Below are 23990 nucleotides of genomic sequence, written 5' to 3'. Positions count from 1 at the left end.
GCTTCTCTTGTTTTTTTACGCCTTCAACACCACAAAATGCTCAATCAAGCGAACCATTAATTCTTTTTGTTCGGGTTTGCTTTCCGCAACTAATAGCGCTAAAGCAACCAAGGTGTTGTCATTAATTAACTGCTCGACAGGCTTGGCTAAAAAGCCTTGGTTTAAACGCAGATACCACAAAAACAAAAATGAACCGCTGCGCTTATTACCATCGGCCAGTGGGTGGTTCTTGATCACAAAATACAGCAAGTGTGCGGCACGGCTAGCGACGTTAGGGTAAAACAATTCATCGCCAAAACCTTGCTCAATCGTGGCGATGGCAGAGGCTAAGCCATTGCCGCGCAATTGGCCAAATAGCACAGTGGCTTCACCTTTGGCGATAAGCTCTTGTTTCAGTTCGCCAATGGCCTGTAATGCCATGTCCAAATCCAGTGCTGCCATGCCCCGTTGTGTGGTGGTGTTATTGCCGAGGGATTGCTCGTCATAACCTTGCAATAGGCTCCAACTGCGGGCGTAATCCTGAATCACACCCACCACGGCAGCACCTTCCGGGTTGACTAGCGATTGATTAGCCAAGGTTTGGGATAGCAGGCTAACCACCTGCTCAAACTCTATACCACGCTCCTGCAATCTTTTTTGATTGAGCGTGTAGCCTTGAACCAAGTGTTGCTTGAGCGTTTGGGTGGCCCATTGGCGGAACTGTACACCGCGTTGCGATTTAACGCGGTAACCGACGGAGATAATCACATCTAAATTGTAATGTTCCATCTGATAGGTTTTACCATCAGCCGCAGTTGTCGCAAAATTTGCGACAACTGTATTCTGGTTAAGCTCGCCCTCCCTGAACACGTTATTTACATGCTTACCAATGGTTTTAATATCCCGATCAAACAATTCTGCCAACTGCTGGCGGTTAAGCCAGACAGTATCACCTTGTAAACGAACCTCAATAGCCGTTTGGCCATCGGTAGAAGTAAAGAGTTGTATTTGGTTTTGGTTCATCGTGTTAATTCTTTTTATGAATTATCAAAATCGGGGGTGGTGATTGAAGATCCGAATGAAAGACACGTCTTTACCGTCACGACCCTGCGCCAATTTGCATTACATGAAATTTTGCGGTGACAGGTTTTCATTATTCAATAATGTCGCCGCGCAGCAGGTATTTGCTGAGCGCAACGGTGCCGACAAAACCCATCACTGCGATTAACAGTGCGGCTTCAAAATACAAATTGTTGCCCTGATGAATGCCGAACAGCACCAGTAGGGCGATGGCGTTGATGTACATGGTGTCCAGCGCGAGGATGCGGTCGGGCAGCGAGGGGCCGATCACCAGCCGCCACAGGTTTAGGGCGATGGCGAGGCCGAGCAGGAACATGGCGATATTTATGGCTGTGGTGAGCATTCAAACACCTCTTTGAGCGGGGCTTCGTAGCGCTGTTTAATGGCGGCGATGGCGGCGTCTATGTCGGTCACATGCAGGCTGTGCACCAGCAAGTAGCGGCCTTCCATATTCAAATCCGCCGACACTGTGCCGGGGGTAAGCGAGATGGTGCTGGCCAGCAGGGTGATGGTGAACTCTTGTTCGATATCGAGCGGCACCTGCATAAATCCCGGCTGCAGGCGTTTGACTGGACCCAGAATACGCGCCGCCAGAATCAGGTTGGCGATCACAATATCCCACATCACCACCAGCAGGAATTTGCACAGTACCCAGGGTTTACGCATGCGCAGTGACTCAGGCCAAAAACCCTGACTAAACCAGGGGATAAACCAGGCGAGAATACTGCCAAGTAAAACCTGACCAACACTGATGCTATTGGCGAGCAGTAGCCACAGCACCAACATAAAACAACTGAGCGCGGCGTGCGGAAACCAGCTGCGCGCTTTGGGCGGTTTAGCCACCTGCGGATTGCCAAGGTTGAGCGCCATAGTTAATTCCTCTCTATCACACGGAAGACCTGCATAGCCTCGCTATAGGCTTGCGGTTCCAACAGTTGCTGCGCCAACGCTTGGGTGTAAGCCAGTATCGGCGCGGCATGGATGCTGATTGCCAGGATGCACAACAGCAGGCCGATCACCGCCAGCAATGCGCCCTTATCGGCGGCAGGTGCCTGTTCGATACGGCTGTCGGTACGCCAGAAAAAGGTGGAACCGCTGCGGCTCAGCGCCATCAGGGTGAACAGGCTACCGGCCAGCACAATCAACCAAAGCAGCGCGGTTTCCAGATGCACACCGGCAGCACTCAGCAGCAGCAACTTGCCGATAAATCCACTCAGCGGCGGCAGGCCAATCACACCGATGGCGGCGATAAAAAACAGCGCGCCCAAGAGTGCAGATTGGCGCAGTTGCGGGCCTTTGGTAATGCGATCCAACAGCTCACCGCGCTGGCGCAGGATAAGATCGGCCAGCAAAAACAACACGCCACAGATCAGCGTGGAGTGGACCAAATAATAGAAACTCGCCGCCAGTGCCGCTGGTGTATTAAGCGCGATGCCCGCCAGTAAAGTACCGACCGAGACAACCACCAAGTAGGCGATTTGAATGCGCAGTTCACGCGCCGCCAGCGCCCCCAACAAACCCAATACCAGCGTAATCAGCGCCAATGGCCAGAGCCACGGCCAAGCAAGATCGGCGACATTGCCCGCATCATTGCCGAAGATTTGCGTATAAACCCGCACTATGGTGTACACACCTACCTTGGTCATAATCGCAAACATGGCCGCGACTGGTGCACTCGCGGCGGCATAGGCGCGCGGCAGCCAAAAGTAGAGTGGTGCTATGGCGGCTTTAAGGCCAAACACGATCAGCAGAAGCACGCCAGCGGTGGCGACCAAAGGGGCATCTTCCGGGCTGATCTGGCGTACTTTGTCGGCCATATCGGCCATATTGAGTGAGCCAGTCACCCCATAGAGCGCGGCCACGGCGATCAAAAACAACGCCGAACCACACAGGTTGAGCACCACATAATGCAGCCCTGCCCGCGCCCGCTCGGCGCCGCGCCCGTGCAATAACAAGCCATAAGAGGAAATTAACAGCACCTCAAAAAACACAAACAGGTTAAACAAATCGCCGGTGAGAAATGCGCCGTTCACCCCCAAGAGCAGGAAGTGCACCATGGCGTGCAGTTTGTCGCCGGGGGCATCGTTACCGCGCACCGCATAGGCGATGCTGAAAAATGCCAGCACTGCAGTGACCATTAACATCAAGGCGCTAAGGCGATCCAACACCAGCAAAATGCCGAACGGCGGCAGCCAGTTGCCCAGCGCATAGAGGCGGATTTCACCGTCATTCGCCTGCCCTAACAGCAGCATACTGGTGGCCAATAAGGCGGTGGCCGAGAGCAAACTTAAGCTGCGGATTAGCGTGCGGCGGCCAGAGAGCAGAATCAGCAGTACGGCGGTAAACAGCGGCAGTAAAACCGGAACAATAATCCAGTGGCTCACACTTCATCCTCCTCTAGCGGGCGCACCGGTTTGACCGGTTTCTCGCCGATGGCGGCGCTGCCGTCCACATGGTCATTGCCCAGTTCGGCGCGGGCGCGCAGGGCGAGCACCAGCAGAAAGGCGGTCATTGCAAAGCCAATCACAATTGCGGTTAGCACCAGCGCTTGCGGTAAAGGGTCGGCGTAGCGATTCAGGTTATCGCCCTGGCCGATCACGGCGGCGGATTCACTGCCCAAACGCCCCATCACAAAAATAAACAGATTGACCGCGTAAGACAGCAGGGTCAGGCCGAGAATGACCGGAAAAGTACGCGCGCGCAGCAGCAGGTAAATCCCGCAGCTCACTAAAACCGCAATCACAGCGGCAATTAAGGCTTCCATTAATTTAGCTCCTTCAAAGCAGGATTGGGCGAAAGATCGGGGTGGATGGCAATCGCACCGTGGGTGGTCTGCGCCAAACGCCCCAGCTGTGCCAGCATTAACAGGGTGGCGCCCACTACAGTGAGAAATACACCCGTATCAAAAATCATTGCCGAGGCGAGTTCAAACTCGCCCACCAGCGGCCAGTGCACATGGGTAAAAGTAGTGGTGAGGAAGGGATGGCCAAACGCCCAACTGGCGATACCGGTGAGTGCGGCGACCAGCACACCAAACACACTCAAGCGACCATAATCCACCGGCAAACGCTGTTGCACCCAGGCAGAACCGCTGCATACATACTGCAAAATCAGCGCGATACTGGTAATCAAACCGGCGATAAACCCCCCGCCCGGTTGGTTGTGGCCGCGCAGGAAAATATAGGCCGATACCATCAGCGCCAGCGGCAGCAGAATGCGTGAAAGCACGGTGAGGATTGGCGGATAAGGGTCGCGCGACCAGTTGCGGCCTTCGCCATCGGTGCCCGGCAGCGGCAATTGCAAACCATCCAGCATCAGGTACACACCCAAGCCAGCAATCGCCAATACACTGATTTCACCGAGCGTATCAAAGCCGCGGAAATCGACCAGAATCACATTCACCACATTGGTACCACCGCCGCCGCTGACGCTATTGGCGAGGAAAAATTCGGCGAGACTGGTGTCGTAAGGGCGAGTCAAAATCGCCAAGGTCAGCAGGCCAACACCTATGCCCGCACCGGCAGCCAAGGCGATATCGCGCACCACGGTGCCCGCCGAGGATTCAAACGGCGTCTGCTGCGGCAGGAAATAGAGCGCCAACATCAGCAGGATGATGGTGACCACTTCCACCGAGATTTGGGTGAGCGCCAAGTCCGGCGCGGAGAAACGCACAAAGGCGAGCGAGACCATCAACCCCACCACGCCCAATACCAACAGTGCAGCAAAACGGTTGTGGTGAATGATTACCGTGACCAGCGCGGCGATCATCAATACCACCGCCAATAACAGGCTGACCCAATCGATTGGCGTGAGCGCAACATCGCCCATTAGCCGCACCAGTGGCCAGAACTCTACCGTGCCCACCAGCAATACCATGCCGAGCAGCAGTGCCACCGAGCGCTGCAATGAACCGATTTCCAAGGCGTCCGTCACCCGCTGGGCAAAACGCACAATGACTTGGATGCGCTTTTCAAACTCGACGTTTTCATCCAAACGGTATTTGCGCTCATAAAAGGCAAACAGGCCGCCGCGCTGGCTATAGAGCAAAAGACCGCCCAAAAACGCCAGCAGGCTCATCATCAACGGCAGATTTAACCCGTGCCAAAGCGCGATATGGTGCTCGGGCACCCCATTGCCCAACACCGCCAAACTGGCTGCATCCAAAAAAGGCGCAACAGTCAGGTTGGGCAAAATCCCCACCAGCAAACAGAGTGCACAGAGCAGCGCCATGGGCATAATCATGTAGCGCGGCGGCTCATGGGGCGGGTAGATGGGCAGGTCGATGGGGTAGCCGTTAAAAAACACATCGTGAATAAAACGATAGGAATAGGCCACCGCAAAGATACCGGCGAGGGTGGCAAAAAACGGAATAATCCAATCGAAGCCGCCCATTAACTCCACCTGCAGCGTCTCGGCAAAAAACATCTCCTTACTCAAAAAGCCGTTGAGCAGCGGCACCCCCGCCATGGCCGAAGCCGACACCATGGCCACCGTAGCGGTGATCGGCATGTACTTCCACATACCGTTGATCTGACGCATATCGCGGGTGCCGGTTTCGTGGTCGATGATGCCCGCCGCCATAAATAGCGAGGCCTTAAACGTCGCGTGGTTGATGATATGAAACAGCGCCGCCATAGTCGCCAGCTGGCTGCTAAAACCAAACAACATGGTAATCAGGCCGAGGTGGCTAATCGTCGAATAGGCCAACAGCCCTTTAAGGTCATGTTTAAACAGCGCGGTATAGGCGCCAAAGACGAGGGTTGCAAGGCCGGTAAAGGTGACTAGATAGAACCACAAATCTGAACCCGATAGCGCCGGATACAGACGCGCGAGCAAAAATACCCCCGCCTTCACCATAGTCGCCGAGTGCAAATAGGCCGATACCGGTGTGGGTGCCGCCATCGCATGGGGCAGCCAAAAGTGGAAGGGAAACTGCGCCGATTTGGTAAACGCGCCAATCAAAATCAGAATAAGTGCGACCGGATAAAGCGCGTGAGATTGAATCAACTCCGCCGAGTTAGTGATTACTTGCAAGCTGTAAGAGCCAGTGATTTGGCCGAGCACCAGCGCGCCGGCAAGCAAACACAAACCCCCTGCCCCGGTGATCGCCAGCGCCATACGCGCGCCTTTGCGGGCATCGCTGCGGTGCGACCAGTAGCCAATCAGCAGGAACGAACTCAGGCTGGTCAGCTCCCAAAATACAATCAATAGCAGCAGGTTATCGGCCAGCACTATGCCCAGCATCGCCATCATAAATAGCTGCAATAGCGCATAGAGGCGGCCGAGGGAATCCTTATCGGCCAAGTAATAACGCGCGTAAATAATTACCAGCAGGCCGATGCCAAGAATCAACAAGGCAAACATCAAGCCCAGCCCATCCAGCCGCAAACTCAGGTTTAACCCCAGCTGCGGCAGCCAGCCCCACTCACTAAAAAAGGCCTGCCCAGCAAACAGTGCGGGCACATAACTGAGCAGCAGCGCCAAGGCCAACAAAGGCCCCAAGGCCGCTGCCGCCGCACAGTAGTTGCGCCCCAAGCGCTCAGCCAGTGGCGGTAAAATCGCGCCCAACAAGGGCAGTACAATAATCAGTAACAATTCCATGCCAAATATCCCCGGAATGCTTGGTAACAATGCATAGCCACAGCCAGCGCAACAGGCTGACTATAAGCAAAAAACGCAGACGAGTTTCAGATTAATACGGCGGGTCAGTAAAAAAGGGATCGCGCTGCCACAGCGGCAACCAGCTGCGCAGCCAAAACGCATTGCAGTTCAGGCATAGAAGGCCTGATAGGTAGGAGAGGTTCGTAATAAACATGCTCCCCTTATACCGAGTTTGCCTGACAGATTCCAGCCAATGCGCAATTATTACCTTTGCTAACACACATCAGAAACGCAAAAAGCCTTTGTGCTACAACACAAAGGCTTTTTTGGTAGTTAACTCAGGCATAAAGGGTGCCTGAGTTGATTAACGCGCTGTTACAAACAGCTGGCTTGGCCAGCGCTGATGATGTCGGCGCGCGGTTTGGCCAGTGGTGAGTTGAAGGGCACTTCACCGTATTTACCGGCTGTGGCGTTGGTGTAATCCACCAGGTCCTGACCGGCGCTAAAACCCTGGCCATCAATTTGATCGCGCGAGGCTTGGCTGTATTCGGTTTTCAGATCCCGTGGACTGCCGCCAATGACCGCTGGCAGGTAGCCCTGATAGCTGTTGTCGATGCGGCAGCTGGTGTTGGAGAAAGTTACCAGACCATCGGTACTGCCGAAGTAGCCACCACCAAAATCGTCTTTGGTCAGGTAAGTCAGCCATTCACTAAAACTGGCCGCCAAACTGCTTTTCTCGTTTTGGATAACCGATCCACCGAGGAACACATTGCTCTCCATAAACAAGGTGCCGCCAACACGAACCGAGGCGAAGTTTTTGCGGTAGTTATAGAACACGTTGTTGAACAAATGCGCACTGCCGCGACGCAAAAGCGGCACACGGCGGGCGGTATTGTTCGCAGCGTGAGGGCCGCTGTAGAAGGCATCGCTCGTCACAAAGAAGTTGTTGTGCATGCTGGTGCGAATTTGCGAATTGATGGTGCGGCTATCGCTGGAGCCATGCAGCGATGAGCGCAGTACATCTTCCAAACGGTTGTAAGACATAGTGATGTTGTAAGCGCCAATCTTCACATCAAACGCCGAATCGCCGGTTTCTTTGAAGGTGTTTTTGTGGATCCAGATATCGTGTGACGCGCCGGTAGAGCGAATCATATCCGGATCGACATAGTGGTCTTCCGCATGGCCAGCGCCCTGGAATTTCAGGTGAGTCAGGATCACGCTCTCCGAAGTTTGAGTGGGCACGCCGTCGCTGTCTTTGCCGATCGCAAAGCCACTGAAGATGAAATAGGCTTCAGAACCACGGCCATCAAGGGTTTTGTTAGAGCCAATCGCCGGAATGCGAATGGGGATATTGCTCTTGTTCATCGCCTTGTTGAAAAACTCGGTTTGACAGGTCGCTTCATCGTTAAAGCCTTTGCGCGCACACCATTGGTGATAGTCGCGGCATTCAGCTTCGCTGGCATCCAGAATCGACAGGGTAGCCGGATCCGCACAATACTGGCGATACATACCAATGGCATGGGGCTGGGCGAACTCTGCTTTGTCGAATACCACCCAGTTGTGAGCGTTGTCGGTCAGGGCATTAATCAGCTGCTGCTCGACCGATACGCCACCGGTTTTGGTGATGATGGTGAGTTTGCTGTTGCCATTAGGATCAAAACCACCCTTGGCACTTTCACCATAACCCACGGCCTTGCCCAGTGATTTTGACAGACACTCGACGATTTCCTGATCGGTTTGCAGCGCGGTATCGCGCCAGTTGACCGCTGGATTGGTCGCCAACTGGATACAGTCTGCACTCAGGTTCACTGCCGGCGGGATATAGGCAACGCTTGATCTGCTGCTCGCGCTGGAACTGATTGCACTGGAGCTCACCACACTGGTAGCCACCGAGGAGCTGGTAGCGGCCTGACTGGATTGAGCACCACTGGCCACACTGGAAGACGCTACACCCACACCTAAACCATCGGTATATTCGATGACCAGATCATCAATCGTGACGGTGGCCGAACTTTCGGTACGCAGGGCGATAAACGAGGTGCGGGTGCCTACACTTGGGGTAATCACCACCTGCTGATTTGCACCAAAACTGCTTGCAACAGCTTCGAACACCTTGGAATTGGCGCCGTGAAGTGAGTTGCCGGTACTGGTGGTGTTGTTATCCACATAAACCTGGAACTTGCCTGAACCTGATCCCGCCACCACTTTGAAGCTGATGCGGTAAGGGCGGCTCAGGTCAAAGTCGCCATTGGCACTGACATCGCCAGAGGTGGTGTTGGTGCGCGGTGGGCGATGACCAATGGTGAGACGAGCGCCCGCCAGGGTCAGCTGGTTATTGCTAATGGTGGTGCCACTACCGCCGCCGGTAATGTAGTAGAGCGCAGCGCTGCTATCGGTGGAGATAGAGTGATAGAAAGCGCTGAACAAGGTGTCTTTATCTACGCTAAAGCTCTCGTTGATAAATACACCATTCACCGATGATGCCGATGAACTGATGGCGCTAGATGCAGGCGCACTGGACTGGGCTTCACTTGATTGCACTGAGCTGGATTGCACTGAGCTGGATTGCACTGAACTGGATTGCACCGAGCTGGAAGCTTCCACACTGGCAGCGACAGAACTTGATGCTTCAACCGATGACGCCGGGGCAGAGCTGGCCGCGAGGCTTGAGCTGCTTTCAGCGCTGGATGCTGGAGCACTGGATACAGCCGCTTCACTGCTGGCAGCGGCACTTGAAGATGAAGCACCAACTGCATCTAGATATTCAATTACCAGATTATCGATAGTCACGGTGGCCGAGCTTTCGGCGCGCAGGGCGATAAACGAGGTGCTGGTGCCCACCGCTGGCGTAATCACCACCTGCTGATTAGCACCAAAACTGCTGGCAACAGCTTCGAACACCTTGGAATTGGCGCCGTGAAGCGAGTTGCCGGAACTGGTGGTGTTGTTATCCACATAGACCTGGAACTTGCCTGAACCCGAACCGGCAATCACGTTGAAGCTGATGCGATAAGGGCGGCTCAGATCAAAATCACCGTTGGCGCTCACATCACCTGCGGTGGTGTTGGCGCGCGGTGGACGATGACCAATGGACAAGCGGCCGCCCGCCAAAGTCAGCTCATTATTGGCAATGGCGATACCCGTGCCGCCGCCGGTAATGTAGTAAAGCGCAGCGCTGCTATCGGTTGAAATGGCTTGATAGGCTGCGCTGAACAGGGTGGTTTTATCCACATTAAAGGCTTCGTTGATCGCCAGATTTGCGCCTGCGGCGACCGAGCTGGCCGCTGCCGAACTGGTGGTTAGTGCGCTGCTGGCCACTGAGCTGTTCAGAGCTGAGCTGTTGCTGTTAGCGACAGACGAAGCACCCGCACTGGAATTGCCACCGGTGCCTGAACTGCCATCAATTTTGCCCACACCGACGTTGGCCATAACGATGGCTGGAACATCGGCAGCGGCATCCATAGCCACTGCGTAAGGAACCGATACCACACAGGTGGATTGCAATTGGCCATCAATCACTTCCGGCACTACCAAGGCACCGGCACCCACTGTGCGGCTGTAGTAAATCTCGGGCAGCACAGTGTTGTCGTTGTTGGTTTGCCAGCAGCCAGCGGTGGGTGAATCGTCCGAGGCAAGCAGTGGGTTGTTGACGTTGTACATGTAGTTACTTTCAACCAATACCTTGCCACTGGAGCGCGAGTTGATGCCGTGGAACATGTAATCCAAACGCGGGTTTGACCAGTAGTTGTTGTACATATGTACCAGCGCATGGCGAATCAGCGGGGTGCGCTGTTCGATGTTCTTGTACCAGTTGTGATGGAAGGTGATGTTGGTGTTTTTGTTGTCGCTATCGCTGGAGCCGATCAAACCGGTACGGCTGGAATCGTTAAACAGGTTGTAGGAAACCGTCACATTGGTGACACCGGCTTTCATATCCAACAGGGAATCGTAACCGTCTTTTTCCCCGCCTGAAGCTTCCAACCAGTTGTGGTCGATCCACACGCGGTTGACATTGGTTTCCATGCCGATTGCATCGCCACCATTTGAAATGGGCGAACCGCTCTTTTTCACGTTACGCACATGTACGTTCTGGATGATGATGTTGGAGGCATCGCGCACATGAATGCCGATCTCCTCAAACAGCGCATTGCTGCCCACCCCGATGATGGAGACGTTGCTCATCGCCTTGATTTCGATCACATCGGCCTGGGTGTTACAGCCCTGCGCGGTGGTATTGGCGTGGCTGATGGTGCCGTTCACCTTGATCACAATCGGCGTGGTCATAGAGGCGCGGCTGCACAGGGCGGCGTTCAACTCGGTGCCAGTGGTCACGGTGATTTCTGCACCACCTGCGCCACCAGTCACACCGGCATGGGCCGCAAACCCTTCTATTTTGGCCGGGCGTACAACGGGCGCGGCACTGCTGCTGTCGCTGGAGGCCTGCGCAGAGGAGACACTGCTATCTGCCACGCTGCTGATACTAGAAGCAGTAGCCGCGCTGGATTCTGCCGCAACACTGGAGGCTTCACTGGTGGCACTGCTGTCTGCGGCTGAGCTACTGGCAACAGACGACACCGGCGGCACAACAACCGGCGCACTGCTCGGGCTGGAACTTGACGTTACTGCGGGTTCACTACTGGCCGGTGGCACAGGAGTGGGCGCAGTAGTAATACTGCTCGCCGCTGCACTGGAAGGTGCAAGGCTACTCGCCGATGAACTCGGCGCAAGCGAACTGCTAACCAGCGCGCTGGAGGTCTGACTGGAACTGCTGGATGACGCCGGGCCGTTGATAAATTCCAGTGTGGTGCGGAAGTGCGCCAACGCCTGCTCGGCTGACACTAATTGTTTGTTCACCCCACCCGCTGCCTGCAACAACTCCCGCACGGCGGGCAGTTGGGCAAATACGTCGGGCGGCAAGCTGAAGTCCAAGGTGACACCGGCGGCCAGCGCAGCGGCAGTGATGCCTATGCCATTGGTCAGGTCGCCATCGGCGTCCAAACTTTGCAGCAGGCGCAACATATTAATCAGTTGGTGGTTCGCCAAATCATCGGTATTGGCTAAATCCAGAGGGGTGATAATGTCGCCCGCCATCACCGGCGGGAATTCGAGGTTGCCGATGAAAAAGGTGATCATCTCACCCGGGCGATAATGGAATTCACCGTTGGCGTTGGTAAAACCCCGTTGGCTGGCGGTGCGGTAGCCAATGTTCATTACCGAGGCATCGATAAACACACCGGTCAACAGCGGCGCTGCACTTGAAGTTGCCTGGCTCGCGGGGGTATTGCTGGAGGCGGCCGCACTGGCCACCACAGCCGCCGAACTAGCGGTTGGCGGTGGGTTATTGGCAATTGGTGTAGAAGAATTGTTGGAGGATGATTTGCCGCCTGAACCACCACAGCCAACCATCAACAGGCTGAGTAATACAGGGGTAATTAGGGTTATTTTCATGATTGATTCCTGATAAACCGTTTTCGTTTTTGTTATTGGATAGCCAGCGCTTTGTACCGGGTACAAAGCGCTGGTTATTTATCAAGACCGATTACTAGTGCACGATTTTTGCGCCGGTTGACCGGCTTTTTATTAAACAACCTTTGTGTTGCAACAAAGCCCCTAAAGGTCGGGGCTCTGTGCTAACTACTTACTCATCAACAGAATTACTGCTGGCGAGTCATTGCTAGAATGTTTACACCACCTGTCGCCAGGCCTTCACGCCCGTAGAAAAACTTCACCGAAGTCAACTGATGGCTGGCATCTGCCGTAAAGGTAATACTTGATCCTTCTGCGCCACCGGCAACCCCATAGGCCGCATCAGCAACTGCCAGAACTACATCATTACTGCCCACAAACGCGACTTTGGCCGCTGTTGCACCTGAGCCTGTCTGTCTGAATGTCGCGGTTACCGTAAAGGCTTTACCCGCTTCAACCGGAATCGAAACAAAGGTACGCACATTGGTAACGCTGGCGCCAACCGCTGGCATCATCACGCTGTTGCTGGTGAAGAACGAACCGTTGGTATTCCACAAGGCGTTGGCGGTTGCGTTGTTGGTGGAGCCTGCCGGACGGTAGCGTAAAACACCTGCGGCCGTTGAATTGAACACCAGTTCATCTACCGCTACATCACCGCCAGTAATCTTGATCGAGTTGTCCGCTGTGGCGTTATAAGCGGCTCCGAACAAGTTGGTTCCAGCCACTGCATAGGCAGAAGAATCAAAGCCCCAGGTTTTAGTGACCGCCGCCACACTGGACGAGGAACTGGATGAGCCCTCGCTGACCACTGCAGAACTTACCGATGAACTGCTCTCGCTTGATGCTGCAGCGCTTGTGCTGGATCCGGCCGAGCTGCTACTGGAGGATTCACTTGAGGCGGGCGCGCTGGAACTGGCCAGACTTGCGGAGCTGCTCTCGCCATAGTTCAAACAGTCGGTGCTATCGCTCGGGTGCGGGTTCCAACCAGCGCTGGAGTTATAGGCCGCAAATACCTGGGCGCGATTACAGTAAGTGTTGATCATCTCGCCAAACGACAACTGGTAACTGGCGCTAACACGTTGACTCACATTTAACGTGGTGCCACCCATATCCATGCTGCCGTATTCACGCCAGCCGCTGGTAGCGGTGGGTGTTGCAGGGTTGGGCATGGGGCTGATGTTCCAGCCAGCCGGGTTGATATGTGCGTCCATTTTGGTGTTTACGAACACAATGTTATCGAAGTAGCTGACACTGCCACCTGAGCGCGCCAACCAGGTCACGCCATCTGCCACAGTGTGACCAAGTGGGCCCTGGCCGCGAGTCAGGCTGGAGTTGAGGAACACAAAGCCCTTGTCGGCTGCCGCCACAGTGCGCGCCTGCAGGATGTAGCCGCCACTGCCATTGCCGCGCGAATCGCCCAGGGTGCGAATCTCGCTCTCTTCAAATAGCGCGGCGCGGTTGTTACCCCAGATAAAGTCCACGTTACCGGCGATCAAACTGCGGTAGAACCAGCTATAGCCTTTGACTTGAATGGTGTCCTGCTCCGAGATAAAGGCGGAGTTTGTTGCCACTAAACGGCCAGTGTCATTATTGAAGTAGATAACCTCTGCTTGGCCGCCCGAACCAATCAAGGTGTCATTTTTCAAGGTGAGGTTATCCAACTTCAGCAGGTCTGAGGTTTCTACCAACATCACACTGCGGCCACCCGCCGGTGAGCCAGCGGCTTGGCTAGCGCCAGTTCCGGAGTTAATACCCTCGTTATTGGTGTAGTGAATCACCACGCCGGCGCGGCTTTCGCCCTGAATTGTGAGGTTGTTTTTGCCGCGCAGGAACAGCAGTTCGCGGTAATCGCCATTTTTCACTGTGATAGTTGCCGCCGTGTCTTTGGCGACCGTTTGCACCACATGGTTGATCGCACCCTGTACCGTGCGGAAGTCCGCGCTGCCATTATCATCCACGGTCACATCGCCCGTTGCCGGTGCAGCAGTTTTGGTGGTGAAGCTCCAACCCGCTGCTTTGCCCAGACCTACAAAGCTGGTGCCGTTGAGGCTAGTGCCCGTCACCACACCATCGGCAATCGCCACATAGTAGGCGGTGTTATAGGCCAGTTTGGCGTTATCTACAGCGATGGTCAGCGTATTGCCACTGATACTGAGCGGGTTGGTTTTGACGATACGGTAGATGCCCTGACCGCTGTAACCTATGGCATCGGTGTTATCGCTAAGGGTGATGGTATCTACAATCGAGTCATCGCTGACTTTGAAGATACGGATGCGGCCGCTGCTGCCCAATACCGGCGCCGAGTCAAAGGTGATCGACAGGCGGGTATCCACATGGGCGCTGGCTTCTGCCACTGCCGGGTCAACACGTCCGCTCAAGTTGTAAGTCTGGCTCGGTTGCACAAACTGGGGCGCGATGGTGGCGCTGATACTGTGTGTTTTACTGGAGTCTGAAGCGCTGGTCAGGGTGATAGTTGCCACCCCTGCACCCACCGGGTTCAGGCTCACTTGCGCGCCATTGATACTGACCGCCACTACATTGGTGTCGCTCGATACGGCGGTATAGGTATCGGTTTGGCCGAGTGGGTTTTTCGCGGTCACAGTAACGGATGTCGGCAAATCACCGGCTTCGGCAGTGTAACTGGTCAACGCTGGCGCAACCGTAAACTGCACTGGTTTCACATCGGCATTGCCCACTTTTACATCGTCAATTTCAAACGACTTGTTGGTGGTGTAAAGGCCGATCAACCCTGCGCTGCTGAAGCTGCTATCCGTGCCACTAATCACCGGTTCACCATTGAGGTAAACCACTATCGCACTGCCTTTCATTTCCAACCGGAGGGTATACCAAACGCCATCAGTTCCGCCGGTAGCGCCCTGTTCAATGGCGGTGTTATAGCGCGCAAATATATTGTCGCTGAGCACGCCACCCACCATTTTGCCAATCGCCACACGCGTGCTAGTGGTTGCACTTTGCACGTTAAAACCAGCGCCATACCAGTTATTGGCATCTTGCGCGCGGGCAATAATGTACAGCTGCTTGCTGCCTGTGGTGGAGTTATTGCGCGGACGAATACGCGCTTCTACGTAGTAATCGCCACTGGTTACCCCGGTAAAGGCCGCCGGTTTTACCAGCGCCAAAACGCCACCCGAGCTGGCTGCGGTGTAACGCAGCATCTGGTTGCTGTTTTGCGTGAAAAGGTCAAACACACCATTGGCACCCGCTGCTGGCAGAAGGTTCCAATAGGCGGCAGTCGCTGCCGAGAAGTCATCGCAGAAGTACACATCTGCACCGCAATTCATCGCAATAGGTGCTTCCGATGAGGCGCTGGAAGAGGTTCCGCTGCTCGCCGCTGACGAACCTACCACGACTGAACCTGACGAAGCCGCACCGCTGGCAACCGATGAGGCACTGCTGGAGGACGGCACTGGTTTGGTCAAATTGCTGCAATCACTGCACTGACCTGCGCCCGCCTTGGCGATGATGGCATCGCGCAGGCCACTGGTGTTATCCAACTCATAGCTGTAGTAACTGGCCGGCGACCAGTAAGTCTGCGAGGAGTTAAGCACCAGCGGTGTTGTCTGGTTAGCGGCATTGGCGACCGCGGCGGCCATCATATCCACCGGCGCACCATTTAACAGGCTGCCAGTTTCATAGAACAGACTGGAGCAATCGGCATCGGTATAGCTCGCTGCTTTACAGGCATTGATCACACTGGTGGTGGCCTTGAAGCTGACACTGTAGAGGTTATCCACCGTCGCTTGCACACCATCAGTAGAGGCGCCTATCTCAAATACGTTGTTTTCTGCGTACATTTTGCTGAATTGACCAGTGGCCAAACCAACACTAAAGCCATAGTGACGGTCCACATTGGTTGGCTTTAACTGGCCGTCATACAGGTTGTTGTACACATGCACCATACCCATGCGCACCCGCGGCAAGCGCTGGGTTACATCTTTCAAATAGTTGTGATGCATGGTGATTTTGAGGAACTTAGGCCCATTATCGGCGGCGATAGTGTCAGAGCTACCAATCAGATGGGTCTTGTCGTGGTCGTGCACATAGTTGTACGACAAGGTCACATAGTTGGAGTTTTTAGTGACGTCAATCGCGCCATCATGATGTTGAACCTTCATTTCCGGCTGGTTGTAAGGTGCAGCGTAAACCGGCGGATAAAGCTTGTCGTGATTGTCGCCATCGCTGAAAGTACAGTGATCAATCCACACATGGGTGGCGCCATCCACACTGATATTGTCGTACAGCGAATTCCAGCGGCCGCCGCTGTCGGTTGGATCCCACTGCGGGAACATATCGAAGGCATCTTCAAAATGCACATTGCGGATGATGATGTTGTCGTAAGTCGGGCTCAGGCGCACATGGCCGCGCACAATTTTGGCATTGTTGCCCTTGCCAATGATGCTGGTGTTAGAGCCAACTTTGATCTGCACTACCGCCTTTTGCTTATTGGAAGCACAAATGCGCGCGGTTTCCCAATCGCCTGAAGGTGCGGCCGTGCCCCAGCTGCCGTTGGGATCATAGAAATTTTTATAATCTTCAAAGTTGTAGGCCACTTTGATACTGGCACCATCGATTGGGCAGACATAATCTGCTTCGGTCTGCTCCACCAGTGCCTTGTTCATATTGAGGTTAACCGTGCCCTCGATATAAATAATTTTGGGCGTGTTATCCACCGTACCGGTGAAGCTGCCATCGTTATTGATGACCAGATTGGTGTAGAGCGCCGCCAACAGTTCGTTGCGATTGGTGACGGTGTAAGTGTGCGCAGCATCGGCCGATACCCCGCCGGTAGTGCCCGTCCCGCCCAGATTATTGGTGCCCACAGAAGCCCAACCATTAGCGGCATCAAACGCACTTGGCGCCACACTTGAAGCGGCGCTGGATTGTGTACTGGATGATGTTGCCACCACCAGACTACTGGCAACTGAGGAAGCCGCAGCACTGGACACAGGCGCCGATGAGGCAGGAGCTGACGAGGCAGGAACCACAATCGCACTCGATTGCACCGATGCCTGAATGGATGATTCCACGGACGAAGCCAGACCGATAGCACTGCTGGAAGAGGATGAAACCACCGAAACCGCTACCAAACTGCTTTGACTAGACGCGCCAACACTCGCGGGTGCGCTGGAACCAGGCTGAACGATAATGGCTGAGCTCTGGCTGGAGCTGGAAACTTGCACAGGCACACCGGCGAGTTCAAAGCTATCCAGCAGATGCGCAAGCGCCTGCTGTTCAGACACGAGGGATTTGGTCACTGAACCGGAATTGGCGACCAAATTAGTCACCGCAGGTAAAGCCGCAAACTGCACCGGGCTCAGATTAAAATCTACCGCCACCGCGGCTTGGGCTGCGGCAGGGCTAATGGTAATACCGTTGCTGGGGTTGCCATCGCTGTCCAGCGACTGCAGTAAACGCGCGATGTTCAACACCATCGGCGACGAAGGATCCAAAGATTGCGCCATATCCAGCGGCGTCACCAAGCCTCTGGCCGGAATCGGCGGGAAGACCAGATCGCCGATAAAAAAGGTCACTGTTTCACCGGGCAAATAATTAAACTCGCCGCGCGCGTTAGTCACGCCACTTTGGCTTTGGGTGCGATAGCCAATGCCTGCCACAAAGGCATCCACAAATACCCCAACCTGCATGCTGGCTTTGGATGAAGCGGCAGCCAAACTGCTTGCCGCCGGGGCGGAGCTGGCAGCGATGGGAGTGCTGGATTGTTGATTGCCAACCGGGCTTGAGCTACCGGGCGAGTTTCCTTTTTTGGAATCGCCGCCGCACGCACTGAGCAAAGCAGAAAGTAAAACAACGATTAATACATGGCTTTTCATGATGCTCTCACTATTTGTAGTTATTCTTGGATTTGGCTGCGCCAAATTCAGACAAAGAACTACCGCCAGAGGGCTGACGATAGCCTCTGGTATCAACCATTTAGTGAAAACACACTGCCAACCGTTACTTTCTTATTAGGTCCAGTGCGGATTTATCCGCTACCGGCCACAGCTCATGGCTGTAAAAAAACTTTATGAATCAATAACAAACGTCGAAGCCCATCCCGCGAGAGGATGAATTGAGTCAACTATCTTGAGGAATACACGTTGCCGAGGGATTGAGGCTGAGCCTCTTATTGTGAGTGTGCCAACCAATCAGCATGCGGTGCTTAAACTTATTAGTGCATGCAAGAGAGGTAAATGGCGCCTCTTTTCGCCTTTCTGTGAAGGCTTTCGCATTCTATACCCAAGGATTGAGCAAATGCTAGCCACAAGTATGATTAATCATTCATGCGCCTAAAAATTTCTGTGCTTCTCACCTCCTTAAAACAAATTCGCCCGGCTATTGCTAGCCGGGCGAGCTTGCTAAGCCACAAACCGTTTATTGATATTCGAGTTTGAGGTTATCGATAGTCAGATTGGTAACACTGCTATCCGCCCGGATCTGGAAGAAGGAGGTAGCAGTGCCCACATCCGACTCAATCACCACTTCATGGGGGAAAGTAGTGATCGAATCTGCCGCGGTTTGCAGCAAACGCGATGCGGTGCTGCTGATCGCCGCGTGGATAGATTTACCCGCGCTGGTGGTATTGTTATCCACATAAACCTGGAAATTACCGCTTCCTGCCGCCGCTGTGACGGTAAAGCTCAAGCGATAGGGTTTGGATAAATCCAACACGCCATTTGGCTGAACCTCTGCTGCAGTTTCCCCGCCTTTATCACCAAACGTAAACCGCGCATTGGTCATACTCAACGCGCCATCGGCAAAGGTGATACGAGTGCCGCCTGAAGTCGCAACATAAAATGGCAAGCTTGTATCGCCCGGCATGGTTTTGTAGGCAATAGTGAAGAAGTTGGCGGCATCGGCTAGATCAAACGTTTCACTGAGTAACCCAACCGCTGGGGTGTAGATTTTTCTCACTGGGCCGATATTCACCCCGCCGGAGCTATCGCCTTCACGGGAATAGATCACCTTGATATGGCTCAACTTGTGCCCGACCGGCAAGCTGATGCTGATGGTGTCGCTGCTGCTAGCGGGTGCGGCTTTGCTTGCCAAGACGGTGTTGTCACTGCCGATCAACACAATTTTGCCATTAACCGAACTACCAGTTTGAGTGAAATCCACTTCCAGCGTTACCGCACGACCACTGTCAACCGGGAAGCCAACATAGGCGCGCAAACCTGGTGCTTGTGCACCCACCTCAGGGGTCAAGGTGCTGCTGCCGTCGGACCAAGAGTGGCCGTTGTAATTCCACTTGTTGTCATTGCCACGGAAGCGCAAGGCGGTGCCGTTGTTGAGGAAGACCAACACACCATCCACACTGCGCTCCAGCTCAGAAGTGGCAATATTGTTGTTGCCCGAATCGGAATAAGCCGAACTGAACAGGCCATCAACAGCTTTGTAGGCTTCCGGGTTGAAACCCCAGGTGTAATCGCCATCTACGCCGGTCGGCGCGGCCGGAGTGGCAGTGGCACTGGCGCTGTATTCGCTAGTGCCAATCACATTTTTAGCACGCAAGAAAATGTAATACGGCTGGCCGTTGGTCAATTGCTCGATAGTCGCGCTAGTACCGGTGAGCGGATTACCAGAAAACGCGGTGGCCCCATTGGTGGAGTCGATAGTGTTGTAGAGCAGCTCATAGGTTACATCCAAGCCCACACTCGGCCAGGTCACGGTAATTTGTGCATCGCCAGCCAATACAGTAGGTGCATCGGGTGTTGCTGGTGCCACTTCCGGTGCGGGCGCAATGGAAGTTTCTGCCATACAGGCGGGTAGGTTGAAGTTGTGTGGCTGATCGGCGTATTCCACCACCAGATCATCAATGACTGCATAGCCACCGCTGGAGACGCGGAATTGAAAGAAGGACGTTTTACTACCGATTAAAGCAGCTCCCGGCGCAGGCACAGTTACACTTTTGCGTACGCCCGGCACCAATGTATGGGTTGCAACCTGCAGAATGCGCGAGGCATTGCCCGCACCATAGATGGAGTTGTTCCCGCCCGTAGTATTGTTATCCACGTAGATTTCAAAATTACTGGAACTGGGCGAGCTCACTTCCACCACACAAAACGAAACGGTGTAAGCCTTACTCAAATCAAACTCACCCCAGGTAGGAATGCTGGTATCCGCCGTAGTGGTGTTCACCTCCAACTTGGTTTGACCCAAACTCAAACGACCGTTACCAATACGTAATTTGCGATTGGCATCAGCGGTAATCCAGGAAGTAGCCGTAGGCGATGGGTTACCCAACTCATCCAAAAATCCTCCCGTCGCAAAATAAAACGGCAGAGTCGCATCGCTATTCAAGGCTTTGTAATTGGCCGAAAAAAACAGCCGGGTATTATTCGCCGCATCAAAATTTTCATGATACGGGATTGTTTGATTCACAATCGCTGAAGTCGATGACGATGAACTGCTCGCCGATGAAGGTGGTACATAGCCCTCGGGCAGTAAACTGTCTGGCTTGGATGATGCACTTTTCGGGTCGCCGCCACCGCAAGCAACCAAACCTGCGCTTAAACAAACTGCGCTTAATAACGTTATTTTTTTCATGGTGTAAATCCTCAATCAATTCTGGAAGACAAAGCCTGGTTATTTACCTTTGCGTTACATAAATTTGTAACTGACGCCGACTAAATAGGTGCGGCCATAATCTTCTGAGGTAAACAACATCTTGCCGCCGGAACTTTCATTGCCACGGAAATAAAAGCTATCCACTTCATCTGTCAAGTTGGTCATATCCAAACTGAACTGCAGCGCTTTATTAACTTGATAAGTTGCTTTGAAGTCCAGCGACGGGCTGGCCGATTGAAATACATCGCCCCAAGTGCGGCAGTTTTCGGCATAACCGGCTGCGGCGTCTGCAGCAGCGGCATCCGCATTACAGGAACCGACACGCTTCAACACTTCGCCACGGTAGTTGCCAATCAAACGCGCGCTTAAACCGTCTCGCTCCCAACCGAAAGTAAGGTTGATAGTTTCATCAGCTTGATCGGGTAAATTGATGCTGCCCACACGCAATGTATCGCCGACTTTTGCATCGCTGTTCATCAGGGTCATATTTGTTTGCACAAAAAAACCTGAGTCAAAATATTTGGAGTAAGACAACTCCACACCATACACCTGTGCCGATTCACCGTTGGTGGCAAAATTAACCCGGTCAATTACCAAGTTGTTGGGCACATTAAACTGCGTCAGTTGATCAAAGGGTAATTCAAGCGGTAATTGCGCAGCACTGAGCGAAGCACCGCGTACATCGACAATAAAATTATCTATGTCTTTATAAAAAGCCGCGACTTGCCAGTAATCGCCGTTATCGCCATACCAGGAGATAGACGTATCAAAATTGGTTGCCGTCATAGGCTCCAAATTAGGATTGCCAATACTCAATGTATTACCACTGGCAAGATTGAAGAGCGTGCCGCCAGAGGTAGTAATTTGTTGCTGACCGTTAATCACGCCGCCATTTGCCGGTGGATTGTCGTTACACACATTGGTATCCGGATTACACAACACCACACGCCCTTCAACTTCACCAAAGGCGCGCGCCTGATCAAACGACGGACGGGTAAAACTGGTCCACAACGAAGCGCGCACCAGGGTGTCTTCGGCCAAATCGTAGCGATAGTGAATGCTGGGAAATAAATCATCGTAAGAGTTTTTGGTATCGGCCAAAGGAATTGCGATATCCAAATTGGAGTTGGCCGCATTATCAAACTCTACAAAACGGTCATTGCGAATCGCGAGATAACCATCGGAACTAAAATCGGTTTGTTCATAGCGTGCACCGGCAATCAAGGTCGATTTTTCGCTGGTTTGGAATTCCGCCATTAAATACACCGCTTGCGAATCTTCCGTCAGAAAATAATCTTCTTTGCGGCTCTCCTGCCCGGTCAGATTTGGGTCGGTATATTTCGCAATACGGGCAGTCGCTGCAAGCAGACGCTCGGTTTCACTGCGAGTAATAAAATCGTACTGAATATCCGGGTGGTTCGGGGTGAAAGTTTCAAAATCCGCCAGCGACGAATTGCGCAAATCTTCACAGGTTGCATCGCCTTCACAAGCATTGGGGTAATTGCCCGGCACAATACTCCAGCGGTCTTTATTGCGGTCGCGCTCACGCTCTTTGAGTACAAAACCGGTTTTGATGTAATTGAGTTTTCCGCCGTCAAAATTGCGTTTTAAATTCGCGCTAAGTTGATCGAGCGTATCAGTGCGGAAGCTGTCTTCGATAAAAATATTATCGTAGGTCATGCCGCCTTGTTTACGCTGGGTTTTATCCATCAAGAAGTAACCGCCGGTATTTACCAAGTTGGCGGTAGTAGTACCAGCAAGCTGTGCCATATCGGCCGGAGAAATAATTTGCGCGGCAATATAATCTTCTCCAGCACGGCCAAGCATGGGCAAATCCTGAATGCGGAATTGCACCCGGCGCCCATCCGGTTTGGAGTATTCGCCAACAGAGTGAGACAAGCTGTAATCAAGTTCCCAGGCTTCACCGGCAAAGGTATTTTTTCCGCCGAGATCAAACGCATCGGTACTGGCTTTACCTTTTTGGATAAAAAATTGCTGCTGCAATTCAGCATCGGTTACACCAAAGGTCGATGAGGCAACATCGATGTAAGGCACTTCTTGATCTGCGGTCAGCGCTGTATCAAAACGATAATATTCGCGCAGTGCTATATCCATATCCTCGAGCGAGGTGCGGCTGTAACGCAAATAATATTCACTGTTGTCATCCGGGCGCCAACCTAAATCAAACGAGCCAGCAATACGGGTTCTATCGGCCTGCTCTTCTTTCGCTTCAAATTGCCAAGGTGTTAATAGACGCTCGCCGGTAGGACCACTCAAACCTTTATGATTTTGTTGGCGATAAGTTGGGTCTTGTTCTGCGTGATGCACATTCAAATAGCCATCGGTGCCGCGCTTTTCATAAGAGAGTGAGTAACCAAAACCTATGGTGTTATCGGCAAAAAGATTAGTCCCTTGAACCGACACTTTGGGTGAAGCATCACCATTATAAAGTTGTTCCGCAACTTGCCCGCTCACACGCAGCGTATCTTTTTTGCGATCAAACGCATTCACGGTTTTTACGTTGACGGTACCGCCGATAGAATTTAAATCCATATCCGGCGTAAGCGATTTAAATACTTCAATTGAACTGAGCAAATCCGCAGGAACCGCATCCAATGCAAATGCACGTGTATCAGAACTCGAAGAGGCCAATTCATTGCCGTTCATATTCACGCTGACAAAACCCGGGCCGAGACCGCGCACAGTCACAAACTGGCCTTCGCCCTCAGTTTTTTGCAGGGTAATACCGGGTAAACGCTGCAGCGATTCCGCCACGTTTTGATCGGCAAATTTGCCCGCATCATCTTGCGAAATCACCGAGCTGAAAATATTTTTGGAGCGCTCTTCTTCGCGTGCATTGAGTTCCGCACTACGCACGCCGGTGACTTCAACTTCCTCTATGATTTCTTGTGTGGATGAAGCCGTAGTTTGTGCATGTAAATGACCCGCGGCCGCTAGTGCAATACACAGCGATAACAAACGTTTCTTATGCATGGATTTCCCCTCTTTTGCTACTTAGATTTATTGTGAATAGTTTCGATACTGCGGCTGAGCTACAGTAGAAATTTAGGCGGCGCGTTGCGCTAATGTGAATTGCCAAAATATGGCGAGGCCATATTTGAGTGATGTAATCGGAGAAGGCTTGGACGAGAGAAATAACCAAACACACACGCAATAGCGCGATAAAAACGCCGCAGTGCGGTGGTATCGGTAATGCTAAGAAATGAATTTTATTGCTTGTTGTAGTCATTATCTCGTTGGCTTCCTCGCTAAGTCCT

At 53.2% G+C, this 23990-nt stretch carries 10 protein-coding genes; all 10 read right to left on the bottom strand.

What is annotated here, in order from left to right:
* Positions 1-15 precede the first annotated feature (15 nt).
* Positions 16-1002 carry a Fic family protein gene (rhuM, locus tag AWU77_RS01320; protein WP_062058061.1) on the bottom strand — a complete coding sequence of 329 codons (987 nt, stop codon included), beginning with the start codon at positions 1000-1002 and terminating at the stop codon, positions 16-18.
* 130 nt (positions 1003-1132) lie between these two features.
* A complete protein-coding gene (locus AWU77_RS01315) occupies positions 1133-1402 on the bottom strand; it encodes a K+/H+ antiporter subunit F (protein WP_062058058.1) in 270 nt (89 codons plus the stop codon).
* Positions 1384-1929: a Na+/H+ antiporter subunit E gene (locus AWU77_RS01310; protein ID WP_062058055.1), complete on the bottom strand. Its 546-nt coding sequence runs from the start codon at positions 1927-1929 to the stop codon at positions 1384-1386. Before AWU77_RS01310 ends, AWU77_RS01315 begins: the two co-directional genes overlap by 19 nt.
* Before the next feature lie 2 nt (positions 1930-1931).
* On the bottom strand, positions 1932-3443 hold the full coding sequence (locus tag AWU77_RS01305; protein WP_062058052.1) for a monovalent cation/H+ antiporter subunit D: 1512 nt from the start codon (positions 3441-3443) through the stop codon (positions 1932-1934).
* Positions 3440-3823 (bottom strand): Na+/H+ antiporter subunit C, encoded by a 384-nt coding sequence (locus AWU77_RS01300; protein ID WP_062058049.1) that lies wholly within the window; start codon positions 3821-3823, stop codon positions 3440-3442. Before AWU77_RS01300 ends, AWU77_RS01305 begins: the two co-directional genes overlap by 4 nt.
* The gene (locus AWU77_RS01295; RefSeq protein WP_062058046.1) at positions 3823-6660 is read right to left on the bottom strand and encodes a monovalent cation/H+ antiporter subunit A; all 2838 of its coding nucleotides are present in this window, start codon (positions 6658-6660) and stop codon (positions 3823-3825) included. Before AWU77_RS01295 ends, AWU77_RS01300 begins: the two co-directional genes overlap by 1 nt.
* 375 nt (positions 6661-7035) lie before the next feature.
* On the bottom strand, positions 7036-12108 hold the full coding sequence (locus AWU77_RS01290) for a hypothetical protein (protein WP_062058043.1): 5073 nt from the start codon (positions 12106-12108) through the stop codon (positions 7036-7038).
* A 206-nt stretch (positions 12109-12314) separates the two neighbouring features.
* The gene (locus AWU77_RS01285) at positions 12315-17978 is read right to left on the bottom strand and encodes a hypothetical protein (protein ID WP_062058040.1); all 5664 of its coding nucleotides are present in this window, start codon (positions 17976-17978) and stop codon (positions 12315-12317) included.
* A 541-nt stretch (positions 17979-18519) separates the two neighbouring features.
* Entirely contained in the window at positions 18520-20691 is a 2172-nt protein-coding gene (locus tag AWU77_RS01280; protein ID WP_062058037.1) for a fibronectin type III domain-containing protein, read from the bottom strand.
* A gap of 54 nt (positions 20692-20745) precedes the next feature.
* Positions 20746-23706: a TonB-dependent receptor gene (locus AWU77_RS01275; RefSeq protein ID WP_062058034.1), complete on the bottom strand. Its 2961-nt coding sequence runs from the start codon at positions 23704-23706 to the stop codon at positions 20746-20748.
* Positions 23707-23990: the final 284 nt, after the last annotated feature.

Origin of the sequence: Cellvibrio sp. OA-2007 (assembly GCF_000953825.1) — a bacterium.
Taxonomy (GTDB): Bacteria; Pseudomonadota; Gammaproteobacteria; order Pseudomonadales; family Cellvibrionaceae; genus Cellvibrio.
This window is presented reverse-complemented; position numbering and strand designations above follow the sequence as displayed.

Coding starts and splice junctions, on each gene's coding strand:
- AWU77_RS01275 (WP_062058034.1), bottom strand. CDS start 23,706: ATGCATAAGAAACGTTTGTTATCGCTGTGTATTGCACTAGCGGCCGCG.
- AWU77_RS01295 (WP_062058046.1), bottom strand. CDS start 6,660: ATGGAATTGTTACTGATTATTGTACTGCCCTTGTTGGGCGCGATTTTA.
- AWU77_RS01285 (WP_062058040.1), bottom strand. CDS start 17,978: ATGAAAAGCCATGTATTAATCGTTGTTTTACTTTCTGCTTTGCTCAGT.
- AWU77_RS01310 (WP_062058055.1), bottom strand. CDS start 1,929: ATGGCGCTCAACCTTGGCAATCCGCAGGTGGCTAAACCGCCCAAAGCG.
- rhuM (WP_062058061.1), bottom strand. CDS start 1,002: ATGAACCAAAACCAAATACAACTCTTTACTTCTACCGATGGCCAAACG.
- AWU77_RS01280 (WP_062058037.1), bottom strand. CDS start 20,691: ATGAAAAAAATAACGTTATTAAGCGCAGTTTGTTTAAGCGCAGGTTTG.
- AWU77_RS01300 (WP_062058049.1), bottom strand. CDS start 3,823: ATGGAAGCCTTAATTGCCGCTGTGATTGCGGTTTTAGTGAGCTGCGGG.
- AWU77_RS01315 (WP_062058058.1), bottom strand. CDS start 1,402: ATGCTCACCACAGCCATAAATATCGCCATGTTCCTGCTCGGCCTCGCC.
- AWU77_RS01290 (WP_062058043.1), bottom strand. CDS start 12,108: ATGAAAATAACCCTAATTACCCCTGTATTACTCAGCCTGTTGATGGTT.